Origin of the sequence: Aliirhizobium wenxiniae (assembly GCF_019511445.1) — a bacterium.
GTDB lineage: Bacteria > Pseudomonadota > Alphaproteobacteria > Rhizobiales > Rhizobiaceae > Neorhizobium > Neorhizobium wenxiniae_A.
This window is the reverse complement of sequence record NZ_JAEUAN010000015.1, coordinates 98,529-110,381: the sequence shown is the minus strand read 5'-3', so window position 1 is coordinate 110,381 and position 11,853 is coordinate 98,529. Positions and strand designations below refer to the sequence as shown.

Sequence of the window (11,853 nt, the reverse complement as noted above, 5' to 3'; positions counted from 1 at the left end):
GCCAGGTGCCACTAGACAGTCCTAGGGGCAACTCGAGCCCCCAAGAACGACGAAGCATCATTGATCTCCCCTAAAGGCACGCCCGGGTGCGCCATAGGGCGGAAGGAACGGCCGGCAATCTACTATCCCACCTTCCAGCTCTCGAACGGACCGAGCACGAGCGCGGGGCCCTTGGATTTACGTTCTCTCTTAGAGCGTTCGACGGCGCGATTTATGAAGTCCTCCGTCCCAGCGCTCGTCGCGCGGGCAATATCGTCGACAACACGGGGTTGGCCGCCAACAATCCTGATCTCGCCTACTTCGCGTCTCTGTGATTCGACGGGAAGTTCGATGAGCGCGGTATATTGAGCGCCCGCTAATTCAAGAGATAGCGGTGCAAGAACCATGTCCTGCTCAGCAACGACCCCATCCCCCTCCCAAGTCGGAACAAATAGATTCACTCCCGGCAGATAGCCGAGTGCAAGCAACTCCTGATGGTGCTCAACCCAATCGTAGAACTCTGAGAGCAAGACCTTTCGTTGCTTTCGGCCCGCATACCTTTCGATCGCTGTCGCCATTCGCCGTAGCATCGGAGCGACGGGTATCCAGTTGCTGAATGGCCCCTCCTCTCCCTCGGCTGCAGGCAACTCAACGACTCCATTGCCGAAGTCGATTTTCACTCTTCTCTTGGACTTGGCCAATATCGTGCCCACCTCGATGATGGTGACCGCTTCGTCCAAATCGACAGCACGGGATCCCTCGCAGTCAAAAACAATACCCGCCCATTCCTTTTCGAAATCGAGCGTGACCTCAAAGAACGAATTCGCGAAGCGGGTTGGAGCACTTTGACTGCCGTCCACGAATGGTGGCACGGCATACATGTCTGCTGAAAATCTCGCCCAGTTTCCATCCTCCACATCTTCGAGCTCGATCGATACTGACATGAGAGATGGCGCTCGAAACTCAAAGAGTGCTTCGCGGAAGAAATCCATATCGCTTTCTAGGGGAATGCCGAACCGTCGGCGCTGCACGGTCAGATCCACTACATCGATCTCCTGGCGCTTTCCAAGGAAAAGGCTGTGAACCTTCTCTCCCGCGTCTTCGCCTGGGATGAAAAAGTGTCCAGTTATCGAACTGTCATCAAAACCACATGTCCGGCGCTGATGCATCTTGGTTTCGAGATAAGTGGAAAACGGCCCTCCAAGAATCCCATCGAGAGCTTTCGACAGTCCTTCACCATCCCGACCAAGCTCGATAGCCCGCTCTGTAGGAATTCGCACCGTCACTCGATGTAGCTTGCGATTACCGCTGGCTTCCTCCTTCCTAACCCGGCGCAGTGTCTTGTAAATTATCTCCTCATCAATTGGGACGATCATCGCGCGGGTCGGCGACCGCGCTCCATTGCCGTATTCGAGGACAGCAATGGCGGCCGGCAAATCGGCGTCAACGAGATGCTTAAGAGCTGAGAGCTTGATGCGGGGTGGCTCTGCCAGGCGATCCGTAGATTTGACCTGCACGAGGAACTTCGGCAGATCGTTCTGCTGATCGAGCGGCGTGGCGGCCGAGCGGACGGGCTCGCGCTCCAGAAGAAAATCCCATCCAAGACGATCAACGAGTGATTTTTGCGCTCGGAACCCCTCCGGCTGGCACCAGCCGAAGAAATGACCTTCACCCATCCCACCAACGTCACGCGTTTCCATTTGCCCACTGTCTCCAGAACAGATGCATCGGTGGAACGGCTAACCGCGCCGCCTACGATAAGCTCACATCATATCCCATCGTAAAGTTGATTTCTGGGGTCGTTCAATCGAGAGGACTGTGCTCTCAACAGGTTTCAACGTACTACTTCGACGCCGACGTGGCATTGATGTCTACTTTCTGTAGGATTGATCTTTTGCTGACACGAACGCCTTCTGCCGATGACCGACATGTCCAAGATTTTTGCCATCGGATCGCCCCTCAATCTCATCCTTGCCTTCTGGAAATATTCCCGGACCCTCGATCTCTACCTCAGGAATGCTTTCCGAACGTTGCGAGGAAAGTTGAACTTGAAGGTGGTCACATAGTGTTTGGTTGGGCCGTCTGGGAGTGGCCAGGCGTGTACATTGAAGCGGAGCACCATGCGGTGTACGAGAGCCCGGAAGGTGTATGGATCGACAATACCCCCTCACCGTCGAGAGATATCACGCATCGTTTGTTTGTGCGCGATGACTCGGCGATTTATGATTTCGACAATGAAGGCATTCGTCGCGACAATCAGCGGCAAGCCCTTGCACGCGATCCGCTCATCCAGGCATTTTTCGACAGTGCCAAAGAATATAACAAAGCAATGGACAGACTACCGGGTTTCGGGGAGATCCAAGTGAGCGGACCTGTCGCGCGGCAGATCCAGGCGCTTCAGATGGAAAATGCCAGACTGACGATGCAGCTTGCTATGAAATATACGCCGAGGAACGCGCGCTGCTTTTGCGGGAGCGGCCGGAAATTCAAGCAATGTCACGGGAATTCCGCACTTCGCACTTAGATTTCTGCGCCCCGTCACTTTCGCACCCGAGACTGGATCCCGAGCTCTACCAAAATCGAACTTAGAGGATGGCTTTTGAAGATGTTCGATATCCTCAGCGCGAGAGATTTCTATTCCATGCTCGTTGATGATTTTGACGACTTCGCTGTCGAGCCACATTCGGCAAGACGGGCAATGCACTGTGCTATCACCGCCTATCATCTTCACGAGTGGGTTTGGGGGGATTGGCTCAGTAAGGACAAGCTGCGCGCGATGCTATGGGCATAGCGAAAAGAGACCGGGAACAGTTCCTAGAGTGGATCGACCGACACTGCGTCTGGTTCCAAATGATCCAGGAGTTGGCGAACGGCTCGAAGCATTTCGCGAGAAACACAGGCTTTGCGACAGTTTTCGTAGGTGGCTACGGCGAGGGAGGATTTGGCGTCGGGCCATATGGAAAAGGATATCTCGTGATCGATCTGGGCGAAGAGGCTGGCGATCAACGGTGGCTCCCTGCCGCGCACCTTTTGGAAGTCGTAGTGCGCTTTTGGCGCGACTTCTTCCAAAAATATCTCCCTTCGCCCGACCTTCCGGTGAGCGCGCAGCACGTCGATTGACGCAGCTCGTGTCGGGGTGCCTCAAGCCGAACAGGGAAGCGATCAAAGCTCAATCACGGCACTTAAAATGGCCAGGCCTTTGCTACCTCGGCGCGCCTCTTCTTTTCTCTGCTCGCATCTGGGTCGGGCACCGCGACCACATCAAGAATGTACTTCTGGACATATGCGTCGGGGATGCCATGTTCCTTTGCGCCGCTTTCGACAAAGTCTTTGTACCACTGGTACGGCTTCAGCTTGTCGTCGATGGCGGCTTCAGACGCTAGGTAGGTGACCGCATCCACAGCCCTGCCCTCCGCTGTCATGACCGTGATTGTCGCCTCCTCATAGCCGTTGCCAAGCCCCTCGGCTCTGTCGAGCGCCGCTTTCTGTGAACCTGGTATGCTGAAAAGAATGCCGACGACCAAATCGGTGGAGACGCCGGTCAAAAAAGCATCGCACTTCGCTGAACCGTCTTTGCTTGATTTGTGAAAGCGCAGTTCATGACCAACCAAGGTCGCGGCGCCAATGACTTTGCAACCCGACGTTCTGAAGCGTAAACGCTCCGTACGCATATTCGAGCCATATGCAAAATAGACGATCCCTTCTCCTTCCGCGATCATGTCGTGATCTCCCTCCCGATACCTGTGTCGGCTCAGCCCGCGTTCAGAGCGATCATATTTAACCCCTTTGATGCGGAAAACGCTCATCTCATCGACAAGCAGCCGCAAGTACGGCTCCCCAGTCACAGTTAGATCGTCATATGTTTCATCGTCAGGCCAGTCGAACGTGCTGCCAAACGTCCAAGACTTGCGCGCCGACTGGCGCTGAGACGTCGGTCGCATCTTCCGCGGGGGTTGCGGTCTGGGCACCTTCTCCCAAACAGCGATGCTGCTGTCAGACTCATCATCACCCCATCCAAGATTTATACTGACGTCAGTTCCAGGTGGAAGCTCGTATGGTTCGACCGAGCAGGTATGATTGAAGAGCACAATGTTGCGACCCTCATGGTCGGTTTGAGCGGAGTTGAAAATGATACCGTCGAGCTGAGGTTGGACACTCGACGCAAGAAATTCGGACACAGCTTGTGTGACGAGATACTCCGCCTCCTCGTCGCGCGGCATTATTGGCCGACTAATTTCAGCGACCAACCTTTTGAAGAAGGGGGCACGTCCGGCCAGCCGCTGAAAATGTGGGTCGAAAATGCTCACGTCGGTAAAAACTTGCGTGAGCTTGTTCAGATCGAGCAACCTGACTTCGCGGATAATCTCAAACCGACCGAGAACAACGTGGCTTCCGACCGGCGCGCGAATTTCCGCTATGCAGGTTTCCGGCTCCCTGGCCCCATAGAACACCGAAATGCCGGCGGCATTCATCCGACCAGGCCTTGCAAATCGCGGTGGCGGGGGACCTAGTTCGCGAACCGGCTCCTTCAAGAAATGCTCGACTTCGCTTTCGGAAAACGCAATTCGGCCCCGGTAAAGAAACCGCTCCTCACTCTCTGGGCCAATGGGGACAATGACAGGAACATCCGGCCAAACGCGCATGCCTGAAATGTCACCGAAAATTTCTAGCAGACTCTGGCGAGCATGCTCGCTGAAGTAACGAGAACGCCGGCTGATCTCGTTTCTAAAGAACCGCCAACTCTCCTGGTAGTCATAGGTGTCGGCCTTCCTCCCGATATAGCATGTCTCCGAGCCAAATGGATCGGTTTCGCCATTCTTGGCAGCCATGTAGGCTGTTCTGCTCGATAATTCGGACCGCACGGCTTCTGCGATTGAGTCATCGACACCAGCGAGATTTGCAATGAGATCGGCAATCGACTCTCCCGAATCCGCTCCGTATTCATCCTGATGAGGGTGGTAGTTCTCCTCGATAACGCTCCGTACGCGTTCGGCAAGCTCTTCGAGGCGGTAGCTTTTTCGATGCTTCTCGCAAAAACTACAGGCGCGGCGCTTGCCTTCCGATTTGATCTCGCCCTGCAAATACACATCGCCGATGCACTTGTAGCAAATGTCCATACTCAAAATTCCAACCGTTACCTGAGCCTGCTCGATAAAAGTTCTGACTACATCATCGTCAGCAGCATAGTTCTCGCTGTCATGGGGCGCCGCGATCATAATCACTTGTGAAGAGAAGCTGGTCTATCTAAGCATTCATGTATTTTCCCGTGCCCGAAGATTTCGCGATGCTAGATCGTTTCCTGCGCTTCGATGCTGTGGTTTGGGAAACCGAAAGTGCGGCGAAGGTGGCGAATGCCGTAAAGGAGGCAATTCTCAAGGCGCTCGACGTCGCCTCGGCTTTTCGCAGCACATGCAGCCGGGCGATTTCGAGAGGGGGTGGGGTCAGCTCAAGTCGACAGCGAATGCAGCCGATCGAGGAAGGGCCAGATCTCGAGCTCGGCGAGCAGTCGATGCTATCGCAGCGGCTCAAAGAAAAGTCGGATGAGAAAAGCACTGGTTGCGTGCCCGGGCTTTCCTTTCACACCAGACGGCCTTGGCGTGGATTGGTCACGGCGACGAATTCGTCGCTTGGCTTCCGCATATCATCTGTCCATCCATCGACCAGCGCTTCGGGCTTCTCGCGATAGAACTTCCATTCACCGTGACCGAAATAGTCGAGGAAGTACCTCTCGAATGCGTCCTGCATCGCTTTTACATCCGTTACCCTGACCGCATTAAAGATCGACCAGCGGCCGTTGTAGGACGCCTGCGTGTGAAGAAGTTTGCCAGCACGCCGAAGCCCAAATGAAATGAGCCAAGTGTAGGGTTGATACGCTTGGTGAACGATTTCGCTGCACCAATCATAAAGATGTCGAAGCTTACCGACGTCGAACCCCTGCGCCTGAAACAATTCTGGCCGACTGGCTATAAATGTTTGATGGAACCCATGCTTGAGCTTGGGCGAATTTCCGTTCCTATCGATAGGATAGACAGAAATGAGCCTCTCGAAACGCAACTCCATCGCCTGACGTAAAACGCCTATAGAAGCGATCTGGGCCGTCTTGTGTGGGAGCCGTTTGCCTGGATCAGAAATTGTAGATTGCCATGCAAGGTTGTTTGCGAGCAAATAAATCTGCCAACTATCGACATGAGAAGATTTGCCCCCGTCGAAGAACCGCCAGCCATCAACGCCATTCTGGAGCTGGACGAGAATCTCTCGCAGGTCGAATAGATAGTCGGTCAAAAAGTCATTGTACGACCAAATGCCGTCGTAAGTTAGCTCCCCGCCCGAAACCCGTCGGATATCATCAACGAGGATGTCCATCTCCTGCCTCGCTAGGCGAAGCTGGTAGCGTCCGTATGGCAGGAATTGCGCGAAACTTTCGAAGCTGACGTTCTTCTTAAAGACCTGCTCAGCAAGTTGATCATCACTGAGCATTTTGGACCCATTGTGTTTACGGTCCAATTCCCGGATATCAGCCTGAAAATTAAGCAGTGCGGACTTCGCTTCTTCGTCCGTAGGAATCCCGAAAGGTTCGCCATGGCGGTAGGATGAGCCATCAGGCAACAGGGTTTCCGGCCTACGGAACGGGCTCAAAACATGCAAGAGAGTTTGCGCGGGAGTGATATCGTTCAGTGGTGCAGTCATGATACGACCTTTTCGCTTTGGCCCACGTTTGTGTTTCCCACTCAGATCGATCGCTGTCTGCGGTGTTTCGGGATACTTTTCGACGATCGGATGGTGCGCATCCATAGACAGAGCTCCAGCGGAAACTCTCATTAGCACAGCTGACGTGGAAGTTGAAAATCAATCCACGTATACTGGCCGAGACGATAGTACAGCGAAAGGCCGCGCATTAGACCTCAGGCGGAATTGCCGGCAGGTCTACCTCAATAGTTCCTCAGGTCAGGTTTTGGAGGGATACTGCCTAGCAGACTCCGGGTGAAATGCTCACTAACGCAACGGCTAAATTATTCCCCACGCCCGAAACCTCCCCCTCCCCGTCATCTCGCGCAGGCCGAGTTCCAAAACGATCCTCCGCGCCGCCTGCGGCGTCACGTCGAGCGTTTTCGCCACCAACCCGGCCGACACGAGCGGCTTTGCCATGACGAGCTCGACCAGCTCCGGCAATTTTGACGACGTTCGCCGCCCCGACAATTTGCGCTCCATCATCTGCCGAGCGAGCGCCAGCCGGTCGTGCTCCTTCATGCCGATCTCAGCCGCGGCCAAAAGTCCGGCAGCGATGGCCAGCAGCCGCGTCTCTCGATCGCGATGCCGGCGCCGATCGACCGGAATGGTTTTCAGGCCGACATTGATGGCGGCCAGATGGGCGCCGGTAGTGATGCCCGCTTCCCGCAGGATCGAAGCGCAAAACAGCCGGCCGAGCCAGGGCGCATGCTGCAGCACGGACAATTCGTTCCAGGCATCGAGGGCGACGATCGCCTGCAACACCGCTGGCAGGCTTTCAGCCTGCCGCAGCACGCCGCGCCATTCGTCGAGCCGGGCATCCTCGTCCCAGTCGAGATCATAGAGCAATGGATCCTTTTCACTCGCACGGCTGCCGGCGCTGGCGGGCCGTGTTGCTTCGTCGATCGCGGCATTCGACCGGGCCAGCACCGCGTCGATATCCGCAAGATCGACGCCAGGGAGATTGTCGATGTCGGCGTCGTCCCCCTCCCCTTCTGGATCGGTTGCGAATAAGCGCCGGGTGGCGCCGACCGTCGCCGCCTCGGTCATGTCTGACGGCGTGATTTCCGCGGTTTTTCGCAACGTCCGAATGCCGTCTGCCGAGAGCGCCCAGTCCGGTGCCTGAGCGGCAATGCGCCGACGGGTACGCAACACGTCACGGGCGATGGTGAGTTCGTGGGTGGGAGTGCGGACATCGCGGGTGGCATCATGGAGAACGAGGTCTTCGAGATGGACGAGTTCGCCGTCGATCCACAACGAGGCGCAGGAGTCGGCGAAATTTTGCCGCTCGAGGAAGCCGGCGCCGACCGCGGATCGGGCAATGCGCTCGTCGAGACGCGCCAAGGCGATACCGGCGTCGAAAGCCGGCCGCATCAGGGTACTCATGCTGATGTTCGTGAGATCGTAAGCCATTGATTTTATGGTAAACGATTTCTCAAAGGAACTCTATATCAATATTGCAGTTCGCTACATGGTATGATTACAGATTGGGGCTATAACCATCGATAACTAACGTTTATCGATAATAGATCGACAACGGTCACAAAACATGAGAAACTTGGCTCCTGTTCATGATATGGAGCCTGTGGCTTGGCCCAAAACACGCCCCCTCGACTGATATCTTGCGATGAAGCCGGCTATACCGGGCCCAAGCTCCTCGACGACAACCAGCCATACTTTGCCTACGCAGCAGTCGAACTCACGCCGGAGGAGGCAGCCGGCATTGTCAGTGCAATGCGGGCAAAGCACCACATTCAGGCTCCCGAACTCAAGGCCAGCTTGCTGCGTAAGCGCGCGAATTGGCCCGAGATCGCCTTGGACATCCTTAGTCCTTTAAAAGGACGTGTACTGGTCATAGCCGCCGATAAGCGATTGAATCTCGCTGGCAAAACATTTGAGTATATATTCGAACCTGTTCTCCAAAGGTGGAGCACGCTGTTCTACGGTCAGGATCTCCATCGCTTCGTTATGAATGCGCTGCATCGCGTGTTCTTCAGATCTGGCGAGCAAGTCCCAAAGCTCGCCGAGGAACTTCAGGCATTCATGAAGTCTTTTGACCCAAGCGATGCGCCGACCGTTTTCGGTGCCGCCAAGCAAGACCCGGAGACGAACGAAATCCTTTCGTGCGTTCTCCGCTTCGCACGTGGATATGCAAAAATTATCGCAGAGCAAAGCGAGCACCTACAGAAGGATGTAGACCCGACTGGGAAATGGACGCTCGATCTCACAACGACCTGCCTGTTCAGTTTGATCGTCTATGGTTGGGGACACCGGTTCGACAGGCTGGATGTGCTTTGCGATGATTCCAAGCCGTTACAGGCGATGTCGCACATCTTTTCGGGGTTCGTTGGGAACACCGAAACGGTGGAGCTGAAAGGACCAGGTGGTGAACCAGCACCCATCAGGGCCAATCTGTCAAATCCCCTGCGCTTCGGATCATCAGCAGAAAATCCCACATTGCAGATCGCCGATATTGTCGCGGGTGCCACGACCGACCTTCTGCAGAACCAATCGGAGCCATCCTACCGTGACCTGGCGCGGTGGCTGCTTCCCCATATGCATGCTCACTCGATGTTTCCCGACGACGACTTCATCGATTTGGATAAACCGAGGCCGCGAATGAATCTTGCTGCCCTCAAGGAGCTTGCCCGCCGCGCCGACGCAGGTGAGGATCCGCTCGAGGGAATGCCAGAATTCTATCAACGCCTTGTTCTCGCCGAGCGCAAGAAGTTGAGGTGGTATCTGTAATGAATGATGCCCAATTGGCGAGAGCCGTCGAACTCGACACAATTGCCGCCGTCCTGCCGATTGATCGCCGCGACGAACTCGCCGAGCTACTGACCGATAGCGACATAGAAACACTGCGCCATCTCGTCAACGAAGGCATGGGCGCGAACACACTGCGGGCCATCACCTCCGATCTCGCCTACATCGAAGCCTGGGCTCTTGCCGCCACGAAACGATCGCTACCCTGGCCGGCGCCCGAGGCGCTGCTGCTCAAATTCGTTGCGCAGCATCTCTGGGATCCGCAAAAGCGGGCCACCGATCCAGATCACGGCATGCCGGCCGATGTCGATGACAACCTGCGGAGCCAAGGCTTTCTGAAATCAATCGGGCCGCATGCACCGTCGACGGTGCGCCGGCGTCTGGCGAACTGGTCGACGCTGACAAAATGGCGCGGCCTAGATGGCGCCTTCGCCTCCCCTCCTCTCAAGTCGGCGATCCGCCTTGCCGTGCGTGCGGTGCCCCGCAAGAGAGGCCGCAAGAGTGCAAAGGCCGTCACAGGCGACGTTTTGGCAAAGCTGCTGGCGACCTGCGCCACCGAAAACCTGCGGGATCTGCGCGACCGCGCCATTCTCATGGTGGGCTTTGCCTCCGGCGGCCGTCGACGCAGCGAGATCGCCGGGCTGCGGGTCGAGCAGCTGGCCGCCGAACCGCCAATCGACGTGGCCGACGGCCCTCCCCTCCCCTCGCTCGCCATCCATCTCGGTCGGACGAAAACGACGAGTGGCGAAGAGGACGATGTCGTCTATCTCACCGGCCGGCCGGTGGAGGCGCTGCATGCATGGCTGGCCGCGGCGAAGATCGAGAGCGGGAGCGTGTTTCGCCGCATAGCGCGCTGGGGCACAGTATCGCGCCGCGAGCTCGATCCGCAGTCGATCAATCTAATAGTCAAGCAGCGCGCCGAGATGGCCGGGTTGGACAGTGGGGAGTTTTCGGCGCACGGGCTGAGGTCCGGATATCTGACCGAGGCAGCCAACCGTGGGATCCCTTTGCCCGAAGCAATGGAACAGTCACGCCATCGCTCCGTCCAGCAGGCATCGAGTTATTACAACAGTGCAACGCGTAGAAGCGGTCGGGCGGCTCGGCTTATATAACTCTACCTGTCTAATTCGCCTGTTGTAGCTGGTACAGGACGGACCAACAGTTCGGTCTTATTCCCAACTGAGCACGAACATGCAGAGGTTCGTCGCTTTGTGCGACCTCGATGGGAGCGGGGTTACTACACAAGGTTACAGGCGGTCGATCTATCTGCCTCCAAATTCTTTCCAAAACTCAACGAATGCCCGGAGCTTGGGCAGCATCTGTCTCCTGCTCGGAAAGTAGATAAACAAGCCGGGGCTTTCAGGCAGGAAGCCTTCTAGGCATGGCTCGAGCAACCCCTGCCGGACGAGCGGCTCGACGACCGACGCAATATTGTAAGTGAGACCGACGCCGGATACAGCGGCCGATATGCATGTCGCCGGCCCGTTGACTGTCAGCGGGCCTTTCACATCCATGGAAAAACTTCGCGGATCGCCTTGTCCCGATCGCTCCTTGAACATCCAGCGGTAGACCGCGCCCCCGAACAGCCGGACGTTGATGCAGGCGTGCTCACTGAGGTGTTCCGGGCGCAGCGGCTTGCCTCTGCGAGCGAAATACGCCGGAGATCCTACGACAGTCAGCGGCGAGGGTTCAGTGAGCCTTACAGCCACCATGTCCTGCGCGATCATTTCGCCGATGCGGATGCCAGCGTCATATCCCTCAGCGACGATATCAACAAAGCGGTCTTCAAACCGGCGTCATCGAGACCGTGTTGACCTACAATCCCGGTGACAAAACCGCGGTGAGCGCGAGCCCAAGCGAATACTACTTTGACCTAACACGCGGCGGCGGCGTACGTTCGTGGCGCAATGAGTTTGCGGTGATGGGCTGGGAGCCTTGGATCGCCTTTAATCCCGTTGCACAGGCCTCAAAGGTCACGGCGCCCGCACTGGTAATCCATTCGGACGGCGCCGCTTTTCCCGATCAAGCACGCAATGTCTACAATTTGCTTGCGGGTCCGAAGGAGCTGCAGTGGGCAGTTGGCAAGCATTTCGACTTCTACGACCAAGGCGACACCGTGCGGCATGCCGCCGACCGGGTTGCGGCTCACTTCCACAGCAAACTGGGATGATATTCGATGTGGCGTTCGCGCGCCTCAAGCTCGATACGTCGTGACGCTACTGATTCCATAATCCTAAGGCGGCCAGTTGGAGACAGTCCGAGTCAGACCGACGTGCTACTCGATGAGGTAGGTCGTTCGGGTATCCCGTGGCGCTATCAGCGCCTGTTCTGTTGTGATTGGCGAAAATAACGGGTGTTGTTAGGCCCGTTGCGTAGCCGGCC

10 protein-coding genes and 1 pseudogene are annotated in these 11,853 nt (G+C 56.4%); 6 read left to right on the top strand and 5 right to left on the bottom strand.

The window, feature by feature from the left end:
* Positions 1-122 precede the first annotated feature (122 nt).
* Positions 123-1,679, bottom strand: a complete 1,557-nt coding sequence (locus JNB91_RS18735) for a hypothetical protein (RefSeq protein WP_220327007.1) — start codon at positions 1,677-1,679, stop codon at positions 123-125.
* Positions 1,680-2,077: 398 nt separating this feature from the next.
* On the opposite strand from JNB91_RS18735, the gene JNB91_RS31195 reads away from it, so the two are divergent.
* The 3 genes from JNB91_RS31195 to JNB91_RS18720 all read left to right on the top strand — a co-directional run bounded on the left by JNB91_RS31195 (position 2,078) and on the right by JNB91_RS18720 (position 3,099).
* Positions 2,078-2,503, top strand: coding sequence for an SEC-C metal-binding domain-containing protein (locus JNB91_RS31195; protein ID WP_220327006.1), 426 nt, complete (start codon positions 2,078-2,080; stop codon positions 2,501-2,503).
* An 81-nt stretch (positions 2,504-2,584) separates the two neighbouring features.
* Complete coding sequence (locus tag JNB91_RS18725) at positions 2,585-2,770, top strand: hypothetical protein (protein ID WP_220327005.1); 186 nt, start codon at positions 2,585-2,587, stop codon at positions 2,768-2,770.
* Positions 2,771-2,829: 59 nt separating this feature from the next.
* Positions 2,830-3,099, top strand: a complete 270-nt coding sequence (locus JNB91_RS18720) for a hypothetical protein (protein ID WP_220327004.1) — start codon at positions 2,830-2,832, stop codon at positions 3,097-3,099.
* A 62-nt stretch (positions 3,100-3,161) separates the two neighbouring features.
* Here the strand turns inward: JNB91_RS18720 and JNB91_RS18715 are convergent, their stop codons facing one another.
* The 3 genes from JNB91_RS18715 to JNB91_RS18705 form a co-directional block, all read right to left on the bottom strand.
* Positions 3,162-5,195: an RES domain-containing protein gene (locus JNB91_RS18715; RefSeq protein WP_223218272.1), complete on the bottom strand. Its 2,034-nt coding sequence runs from the start codon at positions 5,193-5,195 to the stop codon at positions 3,162-3,164.
* A gap of 361 nt (positions 5,196-5,556) precedes the next feature.
* The gene (locus JNB91_RS18710; RefSeq protein ID WP_220327002.1) at positions 5,557-6,771 is read right to left on the bottom strand and encodes a hypothetical protein; all 1,215 of its coding nucleotides are present in this window, start codon (positions 6,769-6,771) and stop codon (positions 5,557-5,559) included.
* A gap of 213 nt (positions 6,772-6,984) precedes the next feature.
* On the bottom strand, positions 6,985-8,118 hold the full coding sequence (locus JNB91_RS18705) for an RHE_PE00001 family protein (protein WP_220327001.1): 1,134 nt from the start codon (positions 8,116-8,118) through the stop codon (positions 6,985-6,987).
* Positions 8,119-8,295: 177 nt separating this feature from the next.
* On the opposite strand from JNB91_RS18705, the gene JNB91_RS18700 reads away from it, so the two are divergent.
* Positions 8,296-9,453 carry a DUF3800 domain-containing protein gene (locus JNB91_RS18700; protein ID WP_111841044.1) on the top strand — a complete coding sequence of 386 codons (1,158 nt, stop codon included), beginning with the start codon at positions 8,296-8,298 and terminating at the stop codon, positions 9,451-9,453.
* Positions 9,453-10,583, top strand: coding sequence for a site-specific integrase (locus JNB91_RS18695; RefSeq protein ID WP_111841043.1), 1,131 nt, complete (start codon positions 9,453-9,455; stop codon positions 10,581-10,583). Before JNB91_RS18700 ends, JNB91_RS18695 begins: the two co-directional genes overlap by 1 nt.
* Positions 10,584-10,733: 150 nt before the next feature.
* Here the strand turns inward: JNB91_RS18695 and JNB91_RS18690 are convergent.
* A pseudogene (locus tag JNB91_RS18690) lies at positions 10,734-11,243 on the bottom strand (LysR substrate-binding domain-containing protein); the annotation flags it as partial.
* A gap of 38 nt (positions 11,244-11,281) precedes the next feature.
* On the opposite strand from JNB91_RS18690, the gene JNB91_RS18685 reads away from it, so the two are divergent.
* Positions 11,282-11,641 (top strand): alpha/beta hydrolase family protein, encoded by a 360-nt coding sequence (locus JNB91_RS18685; protein ID WP_223218264.1) that lies wholly within the window; start codon positions 11,282-11,284, stop codon positions 11,639-11,641.
* The last annotated feature ends 212 nt before the right edge of the window (positions 11,642-11,853 follow it).